The 20,852-nt window shown below is 61.2% G+C and carries 23 protein-coding genes and 3 pseudogenes; 9 read left to right on the forward strand and 17 right to left on the reverse strand.

The window, feature by feature from the left end:
* Window positions 1-1,383: 1,383 nt before the first annotated feature.
* From AC0L3X_RS42980 to AC0L3X_RS43005, 6 genes and pseudogenes are all read right to left on the reverse strand, one after another.
* Window positions 1,384-1,578, reverse strand: a complete 195-nt coding sequence (locus tag AC0L3X_RS42980; RefSeq protein ID WP_144030747.1) for a hypothetical protein — start codon at window positions 1,576-1,578, stop codon at window positions 1,384-1,386.
* 63 nt (window positions 1,579-1,641) lie between these two features.
* Window positions 1,642-2,146, reverse strand: a pseudogene (locus tag AC0L3X_RS42985) (YciE/YciF ferroxidase family protein).
* Window positions 2,147-2,206: 60 nt separating this feature from the next.
* Window positions 2,207-2,518, reverse strand: a complete 312-nt coding sequence (locus AC0L3X_RS42990) for a hypothetical protein (RefSeq protein WP_063983396.1) — start codon at window positions 2,516-2,518, stop codon at window positions 2,207-2,209.
* The gene (locus tag AC0L3X_RS42995) at window positions 2,515-3,153 is read right to left on the reverse strand and encodes a cysteine hydrolase family protein (protein WP_063983395.1); all 639 of its coding nucleotides are present in this window, start codon (window positions 3,151-3,153) and stop codon (window positions 2,515-2,517) included. The genes AC0L3X_RS42990 and AC0L3X_RS42995 overlap by 4 nt, the downstream gene beginning before the upstream one ends.
* A gap of 36 nt (window positions 3,154-3,189) precedes the next feature.
* The gene (locus tag AC0L3X_RS43000; protein ID WP_063983394.1) at window positions 3,190-3,480 is read right to left on the reverse strand and encodes a SemiSWEET family sugar transporter; all 291 of its coding nucleotides are present in this window, start codon (window positions 3,478-3,480) and stop codon (window positions 3,190-3,192) included.
* An 8-nt stretch (window positions 3,481-3,488) separates the two neighbouring features.
* Window positions 3,489-3,701, reverse strand: a complete 213-nt coding sequence (locus AC0L3X_RS43005) for a hypothetical protein (protein WP_144030748.1) — start codon at window positions 3,699-3,701, stop codon at window positions 3,489-3,491.
* Window positions 3,702-3,837: 136 nt separating this feature from the next.
* Between AC0L3X_RS43005 and AC0L3X_RS43010 the strand changes: the two genes are divergently transcribed.
* Genes AC0L3X_RS43010 through AC0L3X_RS43025 form a run of 4 tightly spaced genes read left to right on the forward strand, consistent with a single transcriptional unit; the run spans window position 3,838 to window position 5,822 of the window.
* A complete protein-coding gene (locus tag AC0L3X_RS43010; protein WP_063983392.1) occupies window positions 3,838-4,422 on the forward strand; it encodes a phosphatase PAP2 family protein in 585 nt (194 codons plus the stop codon).
* A complete protein-coding gene (locus tag AC0L3X_RS43015; protein ID WP_085401472.1) occupies window positions 4,409-5,014 on the forward strand; it encodes a cupin domain-containing protein in 606 nt (201 codons plus the stop codon). The genes AC0L3X_RS43010 and AC0L3X_RS43015 overlap by 14 nt, the downstream gene beginning before the upstream one ends.
* Complete coding sequence (locus AC0L3X_RS43020) at window positions 5,011-5,358, forward strand: DUF3147 family protein (RefSeq protein ID WP_063983390.1); 348 nt, start codon at window positions 5,011-5,013, stop codon at window positions 5,356-5,358. Before AC0L3X_RS43015 ends, AC0L3X_RS43020 begins: the two co-directional genes overlap by 4 nt.
* Window positions 5,355-5,822, forward strand: coding sequence for a DUF3147 family protein (locus tag AC0L3X_RS43025; RefSeq protein WP_063983389.1), 468 nt, complete (start codon window positions 5,355-5,357; stop codon window positions 5,820-5,822). Before AC0L3X_RS43020 ends, AC0L3X_RS43025 begins: the two co-directional genes overlap by 4 nt.
* Window positions 5,823-5,855: 33 nt before the next feature.
* Here AC0L3X_RS43025 and AC0L3X_RS43030 read toward each other — a convergent pair whose 3' ends face one another.
* The 3 genes and pseudogenes from AC0L3X_RS43030 to AC0L3X_RS43040 form a co-directional block, all read right to left on the reverse strand.
* Window positions 5,856-6,371 (reverse strand): YciE/YciF ferroxidase family protein, encoded by a 516-nt coding sequence (locus tag AC0L3X_RS43030; RefSeq protein ID WP_063983388.1) that lies wholly within the window; start codon window positions 6,369-6,371, stop codon window positions 5,856-5,858.
* Between the two features lie 456 nt (window positions 6,372-6,827).
* Window positions 6,828-7,178 (reverse strand): response regulator, encoded by a 351-nt coding sequence (locus AC0L3X_RS43035; RefSeq protein ID WP_084795139.1) that lies wholly within the window; start codon window positions 7,176-7,178, stop codon window positions 6,828-6,830.
* Window positions 7,179-7,238: 60 nt separating this feature from the next.
* Window positions 7,239-8,374 (reverse strand): annotated as a pseudogene (locus tag AC0L3X_RS43040) (YihY/virulence factor BrkB family protein).
* A gap of 601 nt (window positions 8,375-8,975) precedes the next feature.
* Between AC0L3X_RS43040 and AC0L3X_RS43045 the strand changes: the two are divergent.
* From AC0L3X_RS43045 to AC0L3X_RS43060, 4 genes are read left to right on the forward strand one after another with little or no spacing between them, the layout of a single operon-like run.
* Window positions 8,976-9,185 (forward strand): hypothetical protein, encoded by a 210-nt coding sequence (locus AC0L3X_RS43045; RefSeq protein ID WP_063983386.1) that lies wholly within the window; start codon window positions 8,976-8,978, stop codon window positions 9,183-9,185.
* Window positions 9,179-9,313 carry a hypothetical protein gene (locus tag AC0L3X_RS43050; protein ID WP_256376410.1) on the forward strand — a complete coding sequence of 45 codons (135 nt, stop codon included), beginning with the start codon at window positions 9,179-9,181 and terminating at the stop codon, window positions 9,311-9,313. Before AC0L3X_RS43045 ends, AC0L3X_RS43050 begins: the two co-directional genes overlap by 7 nt.
* A 12-nt stretch (window positions 9,314-9,325) precedes the next feature.
* Complete coding sequence (locus tag AC0L3X_RS43055; RefSeq protein WP_473317439.1) at window positions 9,326-10,402, forward strand: glycosyltransferase family 4 protein; 1,077 nt, start codon at window positions 9,326-9,328, stop codon at window positions 10,400-10,402.
* A 12-nt stretch (window positions 10,403-10,414) separates the two neighbouring features.
* Window positions 10,415-11,410 carry a L,D-transpeptidase family protein gene (locus AC0L3X_RS43060; RefSeq protein WP_063983384.1) on the forward strand — a complete coding sequence of 332 codons (996 nt, stop codon included), beginning with the start codon at window positions 10,415-10,417 and terminating at the stop codon, window positions 11,408-11,410.
* 396 nt (window positions 11,411-11,806) lie between these two features.
* Here the strand turns inward: AC0L3X_RS43060 and AC0L3X_RS43065 are convergent, their stop codons facing one another.
* The 7 genes and pseudogenes from AC0L3X_RS43065 to AC0L3X_RS43095 all read right to left on the reverse strand — a co-directional run bounded on the left by AC0L3X_RS43065 (window position 11,807) and on the right by AC0L3X_RS43095 (window position 17,178).
* Window positions 11,807-12,088, reverse strand: a complete 282-nt coding sequence (locus AC0L3X_RS43065; protein WP_245328435.1) for a hypothetical protein — start codon at window positions 12,086-12,088, stop codon at window positions 11,807-11,809.
* A 63-nt stretch (window positions 12,089-12,151) separates the two neighbouring features.
* Window positions 12,152-12,415 carry a GlsB/YeaQ/YmgE family stress response membrane protein gene (locus AC0L3X_RS43070; RefSeq protein ID WP_354131358.1) on the reverse strand — a complete coding sequence of 88 codons (264 nt, stop codon included), beginning with the start codon at window positions 12,413-12,415 and terminating at the stop codon, window positions 12,152-12,154.
* 9 nt (window positions 12,416-12,424) lie between these two features.
* Window positions 12,425-12,885: pseudogene (locus tag AC0L3X_RS43075) on the reverse strand (YidB family protein).
* A 73-nt stretch (window positions 12,886-12,958) separates the two neighbouring features.
* Complete coding sequence (locus AC0L3X_RS43080) at window positions 12,959-13,579, reverse strand: general stress protein (protein WP_038936815.1); 621 nt, start codon at window positions 13,577-13,579, stop codon at window positions 12,959-12,961.
* Between the two features lie 37 nt (window positions 13,580-13,616).
* Entirely contained in the window at window positions 13,617-13,937 is a 321-nt protein-coding gene (locus AC0L3X_RS43085) for a PepSY domain-containing protein (RefSeq protein WP_028152961.1), read from the reverse strand.
* Window positions 13,938-14,374: 437 nt separating this feature from the next.
* Window positions 14,375-16,156, reverse strand: coding sequence for a thiamine pyrophosphate-requiring protein (locus tag AC0L3X_RS43090; RefSeq protein WP_063983381.1), 1,782 nt, complete (start codon window positions 16,154-16,156; stop codon window positions 14,375-14,377).
* Window positions 16,153-17,178 carry an aldo/keto reductase gene (locus AC0L3X_RS43095; RefSeq protein ID WP_063983380.1) on the reverse strand — a complete coding sequence of 342 codons (1,026 nt, stop codon included), beginning with the start codon at window positions 17,176-17,178 and terminating at the stop codon, window positions 16,153-16,155. Before AC0L3X_RS43095 ends, AC0L3X_RS43090 begins: the two co-directional genes overlap by 4 nt.
* A gap of 189 nt (window positions 17,179-17,367) precedes the next feature.
* On the opposite strand from AC0L3X_RS43095, the gene uvrA reads away from it, so the two are divergent.
* The gene (uvrA, locus tag AC0L3X_RS43100; RefSeq protein ID WP_063983379.1) at window positions 17,368-19,896 is read left to right on the forward strand and encodes an excinuclease ABC subunit UvrA; all 2,529 of its coding nucleotides are present in this window, start codon (window positions 17,368-17,370) and stop codon (window positions 19,894-19,896) included.
* On the opposite strand, the gene AC0L3X_RS43105 is transcribed toward uvrA, so the two are convergent.
* On the reverse strand, window positions 19,893-20,036 hold the full coding sequence (locus tag AC0L3X_RS43105; RefSeq protein ID WP_245328434.1) for a hypothetical protein: 144 nt from the start codon (window positions 20,034-20,036) through the stop codon (window positions 19,893-19,895). The genes uvrA and AC0L3X_RS43105 overlap by 4 nt on opposite strands.
* Between the last annotated feature and the right edge of the window lie 816 nt (window positions 20,037-20,852).

Genomic DNA, 20,852 nt, shown 5'->3' on the forward strand with positions numbered 1-20,852 from the left:
TGTGCTGATCGAGGCAGGTCGCGGCGACTTGGTGCCGTGGTTAGGGTAGGGGGCCATTCCGAAGTTGCCAGCCCACCGCCTTGCCTACCGGCCCCACAGTTACGGACGTCATCCCGCAAGTTTTCAAATTGTTTTCCCCTGTGTGCAGCCATACCAAGAGCCAGTGAATGGCCAGAACGTCACGTCACGAAGAGACAATCCATGAAACACACCCGTCCTGGATACGCCACGCGTTGCTGCTGCGCTGGGCGAACACCGTGATGTGTTGGAGCAGTCACTCGATGGCGCGACCGCGCGGGAGATTGCCGCTGCGAACGGTTGGGGCGATGGCAAGGCGGCGAGCGCAGGATCGGGGGCTGCAGGATGCCGCTCTATTGGCGTTGGCCGCGCCGGAGATCGCAGCCTAGCAATGAAATCATGGTCTAGCCTCATTTGAGCCTGGAATCGCCGATCAGTATCTCCCGCGCGCCAGAGCGGGGGAGACTGCGAGTCGTGGCGAACGAGCGGCGACGTAATGTCTATGCTGCGCAGATAATGGTCGACGGCAGTCCTGTGCGGTGCAAGGTCCGCCACCTCACTGATTCCTCTGCGGTCGTACAAGTAGATAACGCGCCTCTCGTGCCCGCAGCCTTCGGCCTGCGCGTTCCAAGTGCTGGCTTGGATACGGATTGCTCGGTTGTATGGCGTGATGAGCGCCGTCTCGCCGTGAAGTTTCTGAACTGACTGCCTATGTCTTTGTAGACGCGCGTCCCTCGACCCTATCTGGGAACGTATACAAGTGTAGGGATGCTGATCCCGACGTGGCAGCGCGCCGCAGGGTTGAGGGGGCATGTGCCGTCGACAAATCTCGCTTAGCATCTGAGGCGCATGGACCGGGGAGGGGTGGGTCAGATCCTTCCAACCTTCGCCACTAACCACCGGCGGCCCCCGAAATTTCGCGCATCCACAAATCAAAATATGGGGTATCTTAGGTTGTATTGTATAGTAACGCACCTGACGAGAAGACCCATGCCGCGCGAAAGCGCGGCGAGATCAGTGCTCCGTAGTCGAAGAATAGATCCTTCATGAACCCGCTAGCAACGCGCTCCGCTTTTCTTTGGTCGTCGACAAGTAAATCAGTTGCGGATGCCGATTAGTCGCAAGCATGGGACGGCCGCCTCATCAATGATAGCCATATCGCCGACAGCATCATCGCCTGCGCGAGGAAAGGGCAGACATCGATCGGCGGTTTGACGGAGGCGGGAGAAGCCGCGCTCGCACGCCGGGCCATTTCAGACAGGAAGCAGGCCTGATCTTCTCTACCGGGCCGCGTGATCCGCAGGCCGAGACGCGGCGGCTTCCTTGTCGGCGCGCGGTAGCCAGCGCTGTACGCCAGTAAGTTGATCAGAAGAAGAACGGCGTTCTGGATGATGAGCGAGTTCTTCGGTTCATTATCCCGTCGGCGATCCATGCGAGAGACGCGGCGATAAAGAGAGCGAACCCGCACACGGTGATGCGCGCGTTCCAGTTCGCCGCCACCATGGCGGCAGCGATAATCGTCATGGCGGCTGCCAGTGTCCTTAATACTTCAAGGCTCATGCTTTCCTGCTCAAAACAAGGGCCGCCTTCCGGGCGGCCCTCCACGTCAATCCTGCCAACGGACTAGGCGGCTTTCCGGTTCACGCTGCGCAGCGCCATCGTATTGAGCTTCTCGTCCGTCGCCTTCTCCTCATCGAGATTCTGCTGCAGGACGGAGGCGCAATCATCGCGGCCGAGCATCTTGGCCCATGCGATCAGTGTGCCGTACCGGGGTGATTTCATAGTGTTCGACGGCTTGGGCCGCCACAATCAGAGCCGCATCCAGCACTTGCTTGTCGTCGACGTCGCCCGCGACCTCACTCGCTTCCTTGAGGATGCCGTCGATCGCGGGGCAATCGACGCCCTTCGCCGCGACGCCATGCATTTCGAAGACTTTCTCAAGCCGGGTGATCTGGCCCTTGGTTTCGGAGAGATGCGTTTGGAAGCCGTTCTTGAGGCCGGGATCGCTTGCCTTCTCGATCATGTCCGGAAGGTTCTTCGCGATCTGCTGCTCGGCGTAATAGATATCCTGCAGCGTATGCACGAAGAGGTCGTTCAGCGTTTTAATGTCCCTGGTGAAAAAGCCCATGGCGTCCTCCTGTGTTGGGTTCGCACTCCAAACGACCGGCGGGGGGACCGTTCCTACGCGCTACAGCGGGATTTGCTGCGCGGGGATGACGATCTTATGCTGCGCGAGCTCCGACTCCAGTCGCTCGCGAAGACCGCGCCAGTAGTCCGGGAGGAGAAGCTCCGTCGTGACCTCAACGACGGCGATATTGTCGTGCTCGGTGCCGCCGCCGCTTCGCCACAGACCTTCGCCGGGCGCTCGGATGAAGCTCGTTGCGCCGCCGAACTTGTCGGTCAGCTCTCTCAGAAGCCCGTCGAACCAATCCTTCGGGATCTTTTCTCCCTTGCCCGTCTCCTTCGGTAGCAGGATCTGCACAAGATAGGACTCGCTCATGGCAGAAGGCCCGTGCGGGTGCCGCCGGGCCAGGCGGCGAGGAGCGTTTCCGTCGTCACGCATTCCACCTGCTGCCCGAACCTGTTCGCGTAGATGGTCATCATGGAGTCGTGGGTCTCGTCGGCGGAGCTGCAGATCGCGTCGGTCATGAGGACGACTCGAAAGCCCCAATCGACCGCGCCCAGCACGGTCGCCAACACGCAGACGTCGGTCTCGCCGCCCGTGACGATCACGGTGTCGACGCCGGCGGCGCGCAGTTGCGCGTGCAGGTCGCTGCCGATCCACGGTGAGTAGACGTACTTGTCAAAAGTGCGGGCAGGTGGAACGAAGCGGGCGAGATTCGGTACAAGATCGATCATGTCGGAACCGATCTCGTCGATGGTCATCGAGCTCCAGCGCTCATAGTAGCGGCGCCACATGCCGACGCCGTGGCCGGGAGCGCTCGCCGGAATGAAGCGGGTGAAGACCGTGCGCGCCGGGTGCGCGGCCGTTATCGCCACGACGTTCGGCAGGACGCGGGGCAGCCACGGCATCTTCCAATCCGTGTCTTCGGCGAACATGCGCTGCATATCGACGCAGAGGTGGATCGCCTCGGCGCCCACGGGCCCGTACCTGAGCTCGTCCTTTTTTGACATCGCTCCCATCCTCGAAAGCCAGCCCCAACAGACCTGCTAGGGCTTGGTTCCTCGCTTGTGCGAGTGGCACTTGCGGTCGCGGAGCTTGCAGCCGAGGACGGCACCGGCGAGGGCGGCGCCGACCACGTTGGAGCCGACGATGACCCAATCTCCCTTAATGGCGCCGTAGACGATCCAGAGCGTCAGGCCGAGCGTGAGTGCCGTGAGCATGCCGAGAGAGAGGTCGTCCGTGGATCCGCGTGGCCAAGCCTTCCGGACCTGCGGCACGTAGGACAGGGAGGCGAGAAAGGCGGCAAGTGCGCCGACGTAGGGGGCAAGGGTCGACAAGCCGGTAGCTACTTGGGCTCGATCTTGAGCTTAGGATCGGTAGGAAGGACTTTCGCGCCGACATCGGCCGCGGCCTGCTCGGTGCTCACACCGGAGTTGGCGTGGACGGAGCCGGAATTCTTCCCGCCGATCAGCGGGTAACTGAGGAAAACGGTCGCGAGCACCAGCGCTCCACTAGATGCGAGCCATTGCGATTTCCGCTTCTTCCCGATTGTACCCATCGTTTTCCAAATCTTGGCCTGGTCGATTGGTTCCATGACAGGCAGATGAACTTGGAACCTGCTCCGACGTTATGATGGCAAAGGCAATTCAAACGAGGCGTCCGCGACTACGCGGACGCCGTCACGGATCGAGGTGATGGCGCTGGTCACTGTCAAACCTACCAAGCCTGACGTGCTCATTGCACGGACCGTGGCGAGTAAGACCAACCATTGCGCGGAGAGGGTCTCGCGCGGCCTGACGTGGGGCGGCGACGAAAAGATCCTCCTGGCTTTGGCCGTCGCCGGTTGGGTCGTGACGAGGGGCAGATCGGAGCAGCTGCAGCGCGCGGGCAACCACGCTCTCCTGGTCACAGTCGCAGCCTCCCTGGCGCCTCACGGTATGAAATCGGTTTTCGACCAGACCCGCCCGGATCGCACGACGGTGCTCGGTCATCTGCACGGGGTCTCGTTTTCCGGCAAGCGCGAGGACGCATTTCCGTCCGGCCACGCGCTCCACATGGGCGCCCTGGCATCCGCTGCGGGCACATTGCCGCCTCTGCTGCGGCGACTAATCCGTACCTTGGCGGTCGGCCTTTCCCTGACGCGGGTCATAGTGCTGGCGCACTGGGCGAGCGACGTGATCGCGGGCTTCGCGCTCGGAGTCATCATGGAGCGGTTACTGCGTCTCTGGACCGGCTATCCAATGTCGCCACCGAAGGAGGATGACAATGCCAATCCTTGAGGACGTGAAGGAATACGTGCAGCGCGCGACCGGTCTGCGCCGACCCGGAAAGAAGGAGGCGCCTGACCTAGCGCGGCCAAGAAAGCCTCAGACGGCTCGTTTCAAGGACGACGGTCTCATCCCGAACCATCCGCGCTGGCCTCTCGTCATCTACCGAGGCGCTGTGGATCTCGGCGACGGGCATGATCCGGCGGCCGTCATGGAGGACCTGTTCGAGGCCAACGGCTGGGGCGAAACTTGGCGGGACGGGATTTACGACTACGTTCACTACCATTCACGTATCCATGAGGTGCTTGGCATCGCGCGGGGTAGGGGACGTGTACGCTTCGGCGGAAGCAAAGGCCGGATCTTCAAGCTTAAGGCGGGCGATGTCGCCATCCTGCCGGCGGGCACGGGACACCAATGCCTGTTCGCAGATGAGGACTTCCTCGTCGTCGGCGCCTATCCGCGCGTCGGCACCTACGACGAGTGCACGCAGGTCGAGGACCGTCCGAAAGCTCTGAAGACGATTCCAAAGGTGCCTGTCCCGCGCAAGGATCCGGTGTACGGCGCGGGAGGCCTGCTCTCAAAGCTATGGAAGAAACCGAAATGAGCGAGTACGTCGTCCGCTTCCTGGTAGGCGGCGCCGTTGTGTCGGCCTTCGCGATGCTCGGAGACGTGCTCAGGCCGAAGAGCTTCGCCGGCCTGTTCGGAGCCGCGCCCTCGGTCGCGCTCGCCACTCTAGGCATCGCGATCTATCAGCACGGCGAATCCTACGCAGCCGTCCAAACCCATTCGATGATGGCCGGTGCGATCGCGCTCGGGATCTACAGCTTGGTCGTCTGCCAGCTCTTGATCCGGGCGCGCATGCGTGCGCTGCCGGCCACGCTGCTGTCGATCGTCGTGTGGCTCGCAGCTGCCTTCGGCCTGTGGGCGGCCGCGGGAGGTCAGACATGAGCGCGCCGATTGAAATCTCGCCGTCCTCGCTGCGAGAAGGACGCTGGCACGAATACGCGGTCCGCTTCGCGCTGGGCGGCGCAGCGACCGTCTTCGCCGGCCTGGTCAGCAGTTGGTACGGGGCTTCGATCGGCGGCCTATTCCTTGCTCTACCGGCGATCTTCTGCGCCAGCGCCACTCTCATCGAGAAGCATGAGATCCGCCGCATGCGCGAGGCCGGACTTGACGGAAAGCGGCGAGGGCAACAAGCCGCAGCGCTCGACGCCGCCGGCGCTGCGCTCGGCGCGCTCGGGATGCTGGCGTTCGCCGGAGTGTTCTGGCTACTGGTCGAACGAAGCGTCGCCGGCGCATTTGCGAGCGCCTCGCTGGCGTGGCTGGCGGTGTCGGTCGCGGCTTGGTTCGTGCGACGCAAGGCGAGATCATGTCGGAGCTCGCCCGCAGCCGAAAGGGCCGGCCCGCGTTAACGCGAAGCCGGCCCTTCTGAAGTTGGTCAGCCGTCAGGCAGCGTCGGAGGCCTTGGCGTTGACGCCCTTGCGCAGCGCGACCGTGTTGAGCTTGGTGTTCGCCGCCTTCTCTTCGTTCAGGTTGGTCGTGAGGAAGCGCACGATCTCGTCATGGCCGAGTTCTTCGGCCCAGGCGATCAACGTCCCGTAGCGGCACATCTCGTAGTGCTCGACGGCCTGCGCGTTGGCGACGATGGCCGCGTCCAGCACCGCCTTGTCTTCGATTTCGCCGGCGGTCTCGTCGGCTTCCTTGATGATGCCGTCGATGGCCGGGCACTTCGTGCCGCTGGGCTCCTTGCCGAGCTTTGCGAAGGCCTTCTCGAGCCGCTCTACCTGCTTATTGGTCTCTTCCAGATGGTTCTTGAGGCCGGTAACCAGGTCGCGGTTGGTGGCCTTTTCGATCATCTTCGGCAGCGCTTTCAAGATTTGCTGCTCGGCGTAGTAGATGTCCTGAATACCGTGGATCAGAAGGTCATCCATGGTTTTGATGTCTTTGGTGAAGAAGCCCATAATCGATTTCTCCTCTCGCAATGATGTCAACGGAACGCCGAAGGGTCTTCGGCGGTTCCGCCTTGCGACACGGAGACACTGATGACAGATCGAACCAATACCTTCGTAGCGCGGCTCGATCGAGCGGCCATGGGCGACTAGAGCGACGTGCCACGCCATATTTAAGAGACACTCTTCCTCGAACGTCGGCAGGAGCGATGGCGGGAAAAGGGGCCGGCGCCACGAGGGCGCGGGCCCTAAGTTTTGCTCTTCGAGTATCGTGACATCCTCGAAGCTTATTCAACGTTCGATGTCGGTCGCCGTTCCTGCGTCGCGCGACGCAGAGCGCGACGAGCTCGCTGCGCCACTACTCGACCGGCATCCGAGGACATGAAGCGGTGGGGCGTGCTGACGATCGGGACGGGACTGGGCAACGCCCGCGTCACCAACCGCGGCAACGGCAAAAACTAGCAGACGTTAGCGACCCGCCGTCATCTCTCTCACGGCTTCGACAATCTGCTCCGGATGGTAGGGCTTCCGTAACATGAGGCTGTTCGGCACCGGTCGGGGCGTCACGGGAGAGAAGCCCGTCGCATAGATCACCGGCAACTCCGGATGATGTTGACGGCAGTGTTCGGCGATCTGCCAGCCGTCGATCTTTCCGGGCAGCCTCACATCGGTGACAAGAACGTCGGCCGCCGTACGTTTGCACCACGCAAGCGCTTCTTCGCCGTCGCAGGCGTGGATGACGTCATAGCCTTCCTCGCGTAGCGCTTCGACGATGAATTCTCGGATCAGAGGGTCGTCTTCGACGAAAAGGATGCGCACGCGGAACTCCGATTCACTCAGGAGTCTGAACCGCCGAATGTTTGGGCGGTTCCTGCTGGTCTATCGGTCCACACGGGCCGCGCCGACCGTGTCCGCCATCTTCGCGCCCCGCGCGCCGAGCGGCTTAGGCGCGCCGGTCGTGGTGTCACGTGCGGTCTGATGCTCTATCTCCGCGTTAAGTTCGCATCCGAGCAGGATCACGATCGCTGAGATCCAGAGCCACGTCATGAAGCCGATGACGGCGCTGAGCGAGCCGTAGGTCTGGTTGAACGTGCCGAAGTTGGCGGCGTACCAGGAGAACAGCGCCGAAGCCACGAGCCAGAGCACGGTCGCGCCCGTGCTGCCCCAGGTGATCCACGTCCAGCGTGGCGCTTGGCGGCTTGGCCCGAAGCGGTAGATACAGGCGAGAGAGAGCGCGAGGACGACAAAGAGCGCCGGCCAGCGCCCAATCCGGACCAGGAGTTTGGCTGCGTTCGACAGGCCAACGTACTGCAGTGGAACGACGACGACCGCACCCAGCGCCGCTATAACAAACGCGATCCCGGCGGCGGTGAAGCCTAGGGACATCGCATTCAATTTCAGAAAGCCGCGCTTCTCCTGTTCGCAGTAGACTATGTTTAAGGTGTCAAAAAGCGACTTCATAGCGGCGTTCGCGCTCCACAGCGAGATTCCCAGCCCGATCGCGAATGTGAAGAGCCCAGGGTCCGATCTCCCTTGGTGGCAACGCGCATGAGTTGTTCGCGTGCCACGTCGACGGCACCGCCCGGGATGAAGCCGGACACGTCGTCGAGGTGCCTGGCGATGCTGCCTGGATCCGAAAACAACCCGTAGATGGCGACGAGAGCGGCGATCGCCGGAAAGATCGCGAGTATGCTGTAGTAGGTCATACCGGCGGCCAGCGCGAGAATGCGATGTTCGCCGATGTTGCCGTATACACGCCAAAGAATGTCTTTCCACCCTTCCGCCGGGATCTCCGACGGAGAAGTCGCGCTCCGGCCGCGACCGTCGCCTTCCGCCGCCAGGCCGGCAGCGGCGGTGTCCCGCTTTGCCTCCGCCAGCGGCGGATGGATTTCGTCCTCTAAAGGGGCAAAGCGCTCGACCAGGAATGCCGCGGCCAACAAGCCGAGCGCCGCGGCGATACTCCAACCACTATGGTCGGCGCGACCGCGGGGCGTGCCATCGACAACATGTTTCATGAGCCTCTCCGCGAAAGTTAATCGGAGTGGTTGAAGGGAATTCCTCGCGGCGACTTCGGAGGTTTCCGGCCTTAGCCCCCGGTTGGGGAAACATGCGCCACGCGCCTGAGCTGCGGCCTGAGAGGAGCCTATGCTAACTCGGTGGGGATACTCAGATGTCGGCGATAGACCAACCGATGCGGAAGCCTTGACCGTTGTGAGGCGGGTCCAATAAACGCGCGCCTGACAGAACCCGGCGGGGGCGGGATCGGTACGTTTGTATGAACTGCTATGACTTAAGTCGGTTGGAGGATCCCATTAGGCGCTGTTGGATCGAGGGTCTTCTCCGGCCGCTCGACAAGTAGGGAAATAATCCGGCGCAGGGCTTGCTCTTGCTCGTCGATCTTATTCGCATCGGCCATGGTTTAGCATTGGCACTGGAGCTCGAAGCGATGGGATTGCGCTTGGACGGCGATGGCGAACTCCAGGTGTCCCGTGAGCCGTCACGGCCTCGATACGGTCCATCTCCGTCACTGGGCTTAAGATTTTCGGGAAAAACTGGAAACCTCCGCTCGGGCGATGAGTTGCCGTCCCACGACGTCAATTTTGTTGGACCCGGAACATGGTCGACGAAGCCCTGCGGCGGCGAGCCGTGGATACAGTTTGGTCCCTCTATCGTGCGAAGCATCGCGACGTGGATGCCGCGGACAGCCGGCGTTGTCTGCTGCAGCGCCACCTTCAAGGAAGATGGGAAGCGCGCGTGAGCGAGGTCGAAGAACTGACCGGGTTCGGCCTGGCCTACTTGAACCGTCTCCCCAAGGACGAATGTTGAGGCTTATGGAGAAGCTCGTCAGGCAATTGGTGGCAAGCACCGCGAGGCCGGACTGGACGCTGTTGATCATCTCCAAGCTCGTTTCGGCTGCCATCATGCTGATCCTCCTTTTGATGTTTCCAGTCTAGAGGATCGGCAATATGCGCATTGCTCAGCTTGCTCCCCTCGCCGAAAGCGTTCCCCCAAAGCTCTACGGCGGCACCGAGCGGGTCGTGGCATGGTTGGTGGACGAGTTGGTAGAGCTCGGTCACGAGGTCACACTATTCGCGAGCGGCGACTCCAGGACGAAAGGCAAACTCCATCCCGTGTGGCCACGCGCGCTGCGCCTCGGTCGGAAGGGCGTGGACCCCAATGCGGCCAGTGCCGTGCTGCTGGAGGCCATCGCCAGGCGCGCGAAAGACTTCGACGTGATCCACGCACACATCGATTGGTTGCCGCTTCCGCTGCTCAGTCGGCTCGGCGTGCCCTTCCTGACCACGATGCATGGTCGGCTAGACCTCCCGGGCCTGCCGGACGTGGTGCGCGAGTTTCCCGGCGCCGGCTTCGTCTCGATATCCGAGCACCAGCGCGTGCCGCTTCCGGAGGCGAACTGGATCGCCACGATCCAGCACGGGCTGCCTTCGCACCTCTTCCGCCCGTCTTTCGATGAGGGATCCTATCTCGCTTTCCTTGGTCGCCTCACGGCGGAGAAAGGTCCCGAGGACGCAATCCGGATCGCGCGGGCGGCCGGCAAGCCACTGCGCATCGCCGCAAAGATCCCGCGCGGTGAGACCGGATACTTCAAGAAGAAGCTAGAGCCGCACATCGATGGTCGAATGGTTCAGCTTGTGGGGGAAGTCGACGATGCGAAGAAGCAGCCGTTCCTCGCCGACGCAGCGGCCCTCCTATTCCCGATCGATTGGCCTGAGCCGTTCGGTCTCGTCATGATCGAGGCGATGGCATGCGGAACGCCCGTTATTGCCTACCGATCCGGATCCGTGCCGGAAGTCGTTGAGGACGGCGTGACGGGTTTCATCGTCGAGAATGAGGACCAGGCGGTAAGGGCGGTTGGAGAGCTTGGCCGTCTCGACCGGAGGGTAGGCCGCGCCCGCTTCGAAGCGCGCTTCTCCGCAAGCCGGATGGCGCGAGAGTATGAGCGCGCCTACCGAGGCTTGATCGCCGATCCCGGCGTGAAGGAAACGGACCTTTGCCCAGGTGCTCAGCCATCGATACCATGAAAGGATTTGGCGATGTGGCCTCGAAAGGTGAAACACATCATTGTTCTCCTGGCCGTGATGGCCGACCCGGCGGCGCGGTGCGCCGAAATGGGGGCGGCTGCTATCGATGCCGCCGAACCATCGAAGAAGATCTTGTCGAACGAGAAGCCGACGCCGGCGGGCGTTCGGTTACAAGTCCTGCTCGACCGGGCCCACTTCTCGCCAGGTGAGATCGACGGCAGATTCGGCGAGAACGCGAAGAAGGCCCTCCGCGCCTTCGCGGAGGCGCGGCAATTGCCGAGCTCGGACGTTCCGACCGAGGACGTCTGGAACGCACTGCGCGCGGACGATCGGCGAGTCACGGCGAACTACACGATCACCGAGCAGGATGTCGCCGGACCTTTTCTTAGCAAGCTCCCGTCGAAGATGGAGGAAATGAAAGACCTGCCGAAGCTGGGTTTCACCAGTCCGCGAGAAGGACTGGCCGAGAAATTTCATATGAGCGAGCAACTGCTGGCGGCGCTCAATCCCGGGCAGCGCTTCGACCGCCCCGGCGACGACATCATCGTTGTGGATACTGGCAGTGCAGAGGCCGGCGCGCCGTCGAGGGCGGACAGGGTCGAGGTCGACAAGAGTCGGCAGACCGTGAAGCTGTTCGACAAGTCTAACGTGCTTATCGGCTTCTATCCGGCAACGGTCGGGAGCGAGGAGAAGCCGTCGCCATCCGGCACTCTGAAGGTGACCGAGGTCGACCGAAATCCGACCTATCGCTACAATCCGGCCTACCACTTTAAGGGCGTTCAATCCCGAAAACCTTTCACCATCAAGCCGGGCCCCAACAATCCGGTTGGAACGGTGTGGATCAACCTCACCGCTGAAGGATACGGCATTCATGGCACACCGTCGCCCGACAAGGTCTCGAAGGCGGAATCCCATGGCTGCGTCCGTCTGACCAACTGGGATGCGGAGCGGGTTGCAACGAGCGTCGCGAAGGGCACTCCGATCGCCTTCGTCGACGGCTCACGATGACAGCAAATGCACCGCGAGCGTGGCCCCCGGCGCCGATTGGCGTGAATGACTCCGGTCGGTCAGGTCGGCGAGTGTTTATCGAGGTAAGCGCAGCATCGAACCCGGAACCTGTTCTGGCGTTGAGTAGCCTGGTTGGCGCCGGCTGTTTATCGAGGAGCCATTGGAGGAGGAGCGGAATGGATACGGCCGAAGGTTCGAGCGCTAGCTTCCCTACCAGGCTGCCTCGCGACGCACACTAAGCCGCCGGAGCTTACGCCCGCCGACGGCAACGGCGGTGAAGAGCTTTTTCAAGGCAGCTACAACACTCGTTTGCGACCCCTATGTTCCGAACGTTCAGACGTCACGGTTTCGGACTTGGCGGCGGCGTGGGTGCGGCTTGAGGAGGCTGAGAGGGCATCAATTGCTCGGCTGCTGCGGCGCTATGGTATCGCCGCCTGCATGAGGAACGCACGTACCGATGTTGCTAAGCAGGCGTTTGGCCTGGAGGTCGCGCATCTTTGAGTATTCGCGTCGTCGCTCGATATTTGCCGCGGCCCATCGGTCCCAGACCTCGAAGGCGTCGGTGTAGTGCTTTCGCATCTGCTCCTTGGCGGCAAGGCAATCGGCGAATTTGTCGAAGACCAGGTCGGTGTTGACCGGTGTCATGCCTCCTACCAGGACAACGAGCATCCATTTCATCTGCTGTGCCTTTCGCGCCGGACGGATATTCGCGTTTACGCGAAGAATTTCCGGTTACCGCGGTTAGATAGCCCGTCGACTGCGACCGGCCACAAAACCGTAGACAAAAAGCACGATGATGGCGCCCACGACCGCCCCCACCACCCCTGCGCCTTCTCCGGGCCGATACCAGCCTAGTGACTGGCCAAGATAGGTCGCAACGAACGCTCCCACTATTCCCAGGATAGTGGTCAGGATGAAGCCGGAGGGCTCGTTGTCGCCAGGCATGATGAACTTCGCGATGACGCCTGCGACGAAGCCAATGATGATCGTCCAGATGATGCTCATGTCTCTCCCCTAGCCTTGCGATCCCGATGGAGCCGGAAGACGTCCATCAGGCGTGTATTTGTCCACCGCTTGCCGGCAGCTCGCGAGACAATCGGTCGAGAATCTCCTGCCGGGACAGGCCGGTCTGCTGCTCCAGTTTTTGAAGGACGTCCGGACCGATAGCCTGCTGGAGTTCGGGCGGGGTGACTTCCCGGTTTGGCCCTTGATTGATCCAGGATTGGGCCGCATCGCCCTGTCCGTTCTGCTTGAAGTGCTCAAGCAACTCGCCGATCCCGCCGTTCAGCAGCGAACTCACGCCGCCGCCTCCCACAAGGCCGCCAAGATTGCGAGCATACCGCTCAGGGAATCCTTGGCACCCGCCGGCTGACCGGAGGTAGCGTTGCGAAACATGTCGGCGAGTCCCGATTTTGGTAACCGGCGATTGCGAGCATACCCAAGAGGGCGGTCATTGATGGCATTCCGCGACTCATCTTCGGCTCCTGAGTTCGATGGGCAAACGTACGCAAGAAAAGGGCGACCCGCCTTGGCGGGCCGCCGGGTAATTCATCGCAGGCCGGTGCCGTAGAGCTGGCGCTCTCTCCGGACCTCCTCCGCGCCATAAGGCTGGGCGGATGGATCATAATTTTTCCACCCTGCCTTCTGCCAGGCTGCGCTCCGGTCGCGCAGGTTGACGGCGGACTGATTCAAGATCGCTTCGTATCGCGTCCGATCCGCATCCGGCACACGAGCTGAAACCAGCGTACCGCCGCGCCTCACACCTTCGGCGTAGAGTGGTGCTTCCTCATCGGATACGCCGGCCTGCGTCAGCGCCCCAACGACCCCGCCTGTGGCGCCGCCGGCAACGGCACCGAGCGCGGTCGATGCGAGCCATCCGGCCGCCACGACCGGACCCAGGCCGGGGATAGCCAACAAACCAAGGCCCGCGAGCAAGCCGGCAGCGCCACCAAGACCTGCGCCGACGCCCGCTCCCGTGGCTGCGCCTTCCGCCCGATCGTCCACCCCATCGCGATCGCGATCGACCTTCTTGTCGGTGCTGTACCAGTTGTCGGAATTGTTCGCGACGATGCTCAGATCCGAATGCGGCACGCCCGCGGCCTCCAGGCTCGTCACCGCGCGCTGCGCATCGGAGTAGTTATCGTAGAGACGTGAAATCGTAACGGTCATGCTGAATCCCTCTTAATTTTCGCTGGTGGTCGCCAGGTTACTTGGCCGCGTTCACGTTGCCCTGGAAATCCAGACTGACATTGGTCGAGGCACCGCCTTTGCTGGCCTTTCCGCGCCAAACGCCGTTGTCGTCCTTCTTCAGGGATGTGACGTTGCTGTAGCCCGCGTCCTCGATCTTCGATTTGGCCTGGCCCTCGGTGAAGCTGTTGGCGCCTTCAACCGGCTTGCTGGAATTGTTCTGGCCGGAACTGTTGACCGCATTGTTGTTGGGCCGATCGGTCGCCGGCGGATTTTGCGCAAACGACGGACCCGCCAGAAGCGAAGCAGCCGTCAGCAGCAAAAGAAATGTCTTTTTCATATCGTCCTCCTGTCGTGGCAAGGCCCAACATACGCTGAACTGAGAAGTTCCAAGTTTTCCCGGTCCGCAGGGCTTGCAAAGCATCTACAAGAAAGCGGGAGCGAGCTCCGGGGCGCGTACTTGAACCTATTAGAAGGAGAGCCCGGACGTGATCCAACTCGGGCCTGGGGCGACGTGCGCCAACGCGCCCCTGTCAGAAGTAATAGCGAACCTCGCAAGAAGCGCAGCGCGGGTAGTACATTTGCTGAGGCTGATGCGGCAGGCGCGGTATCCCAAAGCGCAACGTGTGATCCGTCCTTAGCTGTGTTCAGGCGTGCACCGTGTCTTTTTGATTCGGAACACCGCATCGCCTTCGAAGTTGGAAGATTCGTGGGTTAAGTAAGCTACCCGCCGTCGGCGGAGGTCCGCAACGCGTTGAAGCGCCGCGGGCCCCAAATTCAATCTCTCTTGCCGAATAGGCCGTCGACAACTTGTCTTGCGGTGTCGCTGATGACACGGCCAGCGCCTCTGTCTCCTTTAGCCATCGCAGGCATAAAGGAGCGGGCCTCCTTGAACGTGACGTGCGGCGGCAGCGGAGCCACCTCAGGATCTGTCTTCACTTCCAGGACGACAGGGCGATCGCTCGAAAGTGCCTCCTGCCATGCGGATGCCAGGCGGCCCGGAGAATCAACGAAGATCCCCCTGAGCCCGAGCAGTTCGCCAAATTTGGCATAGGCAAAGTCGGGGATATCCTGCGAAGCCTCGAATCTTGGGTTTCCCTCCATGACCCGCTGCTCCCAAGTGACTTCGTTGAGGTCCTGATTGTTGAATACACATACGATCCATCGCGGATCCGCCCAACGCTTCCAGTACTTCTGGACCGTGATGAGTTCGGTCATGTTGTTCATTTGCATTGCGCCATCGCCCACAAGTGCGATGACCGGCCGGTCCGGATGGGCGAACTTGGCCCCGATGGCATAGGGGACTGCTGCGCCCATCGACGCCAAGCCTCCCGAAAGCGATGCAGCCTGGCCCTGCTGCACCCGGAAATCGCGGGCATACCAGTTGGCGCAGGATCCGCTGTCACTGGTCACGATGGCGTTAGCAGGTAGCAAGGGTGACATTTCCCAAACGACGCGCTGCGGATTGACGGGATTGGCTTCCGCCTTAGCCCGACCTTCCAGCTTCTTCCACCACCCAGTTATGTTGGTCTCGATCGTCTTCGCCCATTCCCGGTCCTCCTTGCGCTGGATTAGGGGCAGGAGCGCCTTAAGCGTTGCGGCGGCATCGCCGTGAAGGCCGACGTCGACCGGATACCGCAGCGACAGCATCGAGGCTTTGATGTCGATCTGGACGGCGCGTGCGGCCCCGTCTTTGGGTAAGAACTCCGACCAGGGAAAGCCCGTGCCGACCATCAGGAGCGTATCGCAGCCTTGCATAAGATCCCAGCTTGGCTCGGTCCCGAGTAGGCCTATCGCGCCGGTAGCGAACGGCAGGTCGTCCGGCAACACATCCTTGCCCAGCAATGCCTTCGCAATGCCGGCGCCGAGCAAGGTCGCCATTTCGATGAGTTGAGGAGCGGTGCCACGAGCGCCCGCGCCGACCAGAATGGCTACCTTCTTGCCGGCATTCAGGACCTCGGCCGCCTTGGATAGGTCCGCATCCTCTGGAATGATCTTGGGTTTGGAATAGCCCACTCCAGACCGCGTAAACCCGTGCGCTACCGCGGGCTCTTCGTATTCCTCGTCCTGAATATCTTTCGGCAAGATAATGACGGAAGGTATGTTGTCGGCTTTAGCGACCCTGATGCTGCGGTCAAGGAGGTGCCGCACCTGGGCAGGGGATGACGCTTCCTGTACGAAGCCAGCGACGTCCGCAAACATCCGGTCTAAGTTAAGTTCCTGCTGGTAACTGGCACCTCGAACGGTTGCCTCAGCTTGCCCGCAGATAGCAAGAACGGGAGCATGGTCCAGTTTACCATCGTACAATCCCGTGATGAGGTGAGTTGCTCCCGGGCCGCCGGTCGACAAGCACACCCCTAATTCACCGGTGAACTTGGCGTGTGCGACCGCCATGAAGGCGGCCATCTCCTCGTGCCGCACCTGGATGAATTCAATGCTGTCGGCGCGCTGCAGGGCGCCGATCACACCGTTGATGCCGTCGTCCGGATAGCCATAGATGCGGCGCACGCCCCAAGCGTGGAGCCGTTCGACCACAAAATCGCCGACCTTCATGCTCAAGCCTCCGAAGCAGCAGGGAGCGAGGCGCTTTTCTCGATGAGGCCTTGTTGCTTGAGATCACCCCAGAAATCCGAAGGGATCTTGGCCTGGAGCGAATTCCAGTCCTCCTGGATCTGTTGAGCGCTCCGTGCCCCCACGACCAGAGCGACCGCGACGTCGGCCGCCGCCGAAAACTGAAGTGCGGCAGTTCGGAGGTCCACGCCATACCGAGAGGCGATCGTCCTGAGCTTCTCCCGCTTCTCGATGACAGCAGCGGGAATCTTGAAGTTCTCTTTTCCGTAATTGTAACGTGGACTTCCTGAGATGAAGCCGGCGTTGAGAGAGGAGCCGATGACGAGCGAAACGTTCTTTTTTCGCACGACCGGGAAAAGTTCGTTCACCGCACTTGCGTGATCGATCAACGAGTATTGGCGGGCGCACAGGCAGACGTCAGGATCCGCATCTTCCATGACTTTGAGGATGGGAAGCGGTGTATTCACGCCGATGCCCCAAGCGCGGATGATGCCCTCGTCACGCATTTTGGAGAGCGCCGGAAACGCGCCTTTACGGGCGATTTCGTACTGTTCTTCCCAGCCGTTCGGAAAGAACGCGAAATCGGGTGAGATGTCGTGCACGAAAGCGACGTCCAGGCTGTCGACGCCGAGGCGCTGCAGGCTGTCTTCGATCGAGCGGCGCACACCGTCCGCCGTATAGTCAAAAATGATGTCATTGGGCGAATCTGACAGCGGATAAATATCCGCATGTTTGTTGTTCTTTGACGCCTTGAAAAGCTTCCCGACCTTCGACGAGAGCATATAATCGTCGCGCTTCTGGTTATGCAGAAAATGACCGAAGCGACGCTCGCAGAGTCCGAACCCATACCAAGGCGCTACATCGAAATATCGAACGCCCATCGCCCATGCGCCTTCAAGGGTTGCCTCGGCTTCTTTATCGGTATGCTTGTTGAACTCGTTGCCGAGGGAAACGCCACCGAGGCCGAAACGGAATTCCGGTTTGAAGATCTGTCGCGCGCGGTCATTCATAGAGAATCCTCAACATTTGTCGGGAATTGAACGACGGGCGCGAGAGCCGGTTCCTAGATGTAAATTCACAGGAGCTTGGGTTTTCGGCGCTGAAGGGACGGACAGTGACCGTTACGGAACCGGTCATTTCCCGGAGACTTTCCTCTTCGAGACGGCCATAGCGTTCCGCGAGTGGCGAGGAACCGTACGATGGACAAGTCGCTGATCGGCGATAAGGGCGAGCGGAATATCCATACAGACGACGGTTTCGTCCGCGTCCGCGGAGCCCGCGAGCACAATCTGAAGGACGTTTCGCTCGAGATACCCCGAAATGCGCTCGTGGTGTTCACGGGCGTGTCCGGATCCGGGAAGTCGTCGCTCGCCTTCGGGACCTTGTACGCAGAGGCCCAGCGGCGTTACTTGGAATCGGTCTCACCGTACGCCCGCCGCCTTTTCCACCAAATGGCAGTGCCCGAAGTGGACTCGATCGAGGGGCTTCCCCCCGCAGTCGCTTTGCAGCAACAGCGAGGCTCGCCGACGACAAGGTCATCAGTCGGCAGCGTGACGACCCTGTCCAATCTGCTGCGGATGTTGTACTCGCGCGCCGGCGACTATCCGCAGCATCAACCGTTGCTATATGCGGAGTCGTTCTCGCCCAACACGCCCGAGGGCGCTTGTCCCAACTGTCATGGCATCGGACGCGTCCATGCGGTCGATGAACGTTCGCTCGTTCCCGACGACACGTTGACCATTCGCGAGCGGGCCATAGCCGCGTGGCCAAGCGCGTGGCAAGGCCAGAACCTACGCGATGTTCTCGTTACCCTCGGCTACGACGTAGACAGGCCGTGGCGCGAATTGCCGAAGAAAGATCGGGACTGGATTCTGTTTACTGACGAGCAGCCGACCGTGCCGGTCTACGCCGGCTATACGCCTGCCGAGACGAGGCGGGCGCTGAAGCGGAAGGAGGAGCCGAGCTATCAAGGTACTTTTACCGGCGCGCGCAAATACGTGCTGCAGACGTTCGCCACGACGCAGAGCGCTATGATGAAACGCCGGGTGGCGCAATTTCTGTCGAGCTCAAATTGCCCAGTCTGCAAGGGGAAGCGGCTTAAACCCGAACCGCTGTCCGTCACCTTCGCCGGAATGGACATTGCCGAGGTTTCGCGACTGCCGTTGAACCAGCTCCGCTTGTTGCTCGGCGGGCATCTCGACAAGAAAAGGAATCAATTCGTCGGCCATCCTGAGAAGGCTCTCGTGGTGCAACGGATAACGGAGGACATGTCGGCACGCCTTGAAGTGCTACTTGATCTCGGTCTTGGCTATTTGACGCCCGAACGCAGCACGCCGACGCTGTCGCCAGGCGAGCTTCAGCGGCTTCGATTGGCGACGCAGGTCCGCTCTAATCTGTTCGGAGTGGTCTATGTCCTGGATGAGCCCTCGGCGGGACTGCATCCGGCGGACACGGAAGCCTTGTTGCGCGCTCTCGACCGCCTGAAGTCGGCCGGCAACTCGCTGTTTGTCGTCGAACACGAGCTCGACGTGGTGCGGCACGCCGATTGGATCGTCGACGTCGGCCCCGACGCAGGCGCGCAGGGAGGGCGTATTATGTACAGCGGTCCCCTGGCAGGACTGAAAGACGTGGAAGCGTCTCGGACGCGACCTTACCTCTGTGGCCAGCACGAGAGCGTGGCAAGGGCTCCACGAAACCCCCGCGGATGGCTCAAGCTTCGCGGTGTCACGCGCAACAATCTCAATCGGCTAGACACGGAAATTCCGCTCGGCGTGTTTACGAGCGTCACGGGGATTTCGGGATCCGGCAAGTCGAGCCTCATTAGTCAGTTTCTTGTCGATGCCGTGGGCGACGAACTGGGCCATCGCAAAGAGGCGGGCGACGAGGACGACAAGCTAGAGGCTTCGGTCGAAACCTTAGGTGGCGAGATTGCGGAAGGCCTCGATGACATCAAGCGATTGGTAGTAGTGGACCAGAAGCCGATCGGCCGCACGCCGAGATCGAACCTCGCGACTTACACCGGCCTGCTGGATCATGTTCGCAAGATATTCGCTTCAACCAAACAGGCGCGTGCAAGGCGCTATGACGCGGGAAGGTTCTCCTTCAATGTAGCGAAAGGCCGTTGCGAGACGTGCCAAGGGGAAGGCTTCGTCTGTGTCGAGCTTCTCTTCCTGCCGAGCGTTTACGCTCCCTGTCCGACTTGCAAAGGCGCGCGGTACAACGCCAAAACGTTGGAGGTCAAGATCCGGAACAAATCAATCGCTGACGTGCTGGCGTTGACTGTAGACGAAGCGTTCGAGTTCTTCAGTAGTGAGGATTTTCTACGTCGTTGTCTGGGCGTGCTTCGCGACGTCGGGCTCGGGTATGTCCGGCTCGGCCAGTCGGCGACCGAACTGTCAGGAGGTGAGGCGCAGCGGGTCAAGCTCGCCACCGAGCTGCAACGGGCGCAACGTGGTCAGACACTCTACGTTTTGGATGAACCGACGACTGGACTTCATCCGTCGGACGTCACCAAATTGATGAGGCAACTGCACGGCCTCGTTGAGGCCGGCAATACGGTCATCGTGGTCGAGCACGACATGACGGTGGCTGCCGCCAGCGACTGGATCATCGATATCGGGCCCGGTGCCGGCGACGAAGGCGGTCGGATAGTAGCCTCAGGCACGCCGTCGCAGGTCGCGAAGAAATCGCGGAGCCGGACAGCGAATTATCTCGCAGCCGTCCTCTAAGGTCCTGAATCTGCCGCCTTCAACGCCGCCAGGCGCATGTGTAGAAAGGCCAGAACCATGATGGGCGTCAGTTGCGCGTACTGCTTCTTGAATTTTTGAGCTATTTTCGCTTCGATCATATCGACGAATTCGCCGGACATGTAGGCAGTCAAGACCTCTGTGTACGTAGCTCTTGCGGCAGATGGCAGGCGTGTTGCCGAGTTGCTTCTCCACTGTCTCGATCGCGGCGACAACATTGCGCTTCGGCTCTGGCTAGCTAGCGATCATGGCCCGCCGGTTCACGCTGGCGGGCCCACACCTGGTGAGCCCATTAAGGGCGATGCTTCGGAGTCAAATCGTGAGCGGGGTTGGCCGATCGACTCTTACCAAATCACAGCGCAACGCATTGGAGGCGGCGGCAGGTGGGGAAGTTGTGCACGACGCCGCTAGTTCACTTTCGTATCGAACGGGCGCAGCTCTAGGTCTCTGTGGTTCTTATGGCGCACGAGATTGATTGCACCCGGCCGCAAGATTGACGGCACAAGCGTCCTGATGGAGCCAACGGAATTGGGAAGAATCGAGCTTTCGCCAATGTGTGCACCGCCGAAAACCGCCTCCGGGCGGGATAACCCAATCCGGCGCGCGCCCGGTACATGAGTCGTGCGTTGAACGCGGTTATTCGATCTGATCGGTGAAACGGCGCCAAAATAAAGAAGCCCTCAATTGGCAGCCTCTTCGTATGCGCCGGTTCAGCGGGCGGGCTTCTCATTGGCCTTAAAATTGAACGCCGCCAAGCTCAAAATACATTGTCCTGGCGGCGCTTATTCCGCTGGTCTCAAATCCCAGTCCGCCAGTTTAGCGGGCCGAATATGAAGGGCGCCTGAACCAACTCACGTATCGCTGGGGAACAGTGGCATTTCGCGCCCCCGCGCTCATTGGCGATCCTGGAGAGCCGTCAGGATGAGATATCGCCACGA

It is taken from the genome of Bradyrhizobium sp. MI1.7, from assembly GCF_055811795.1.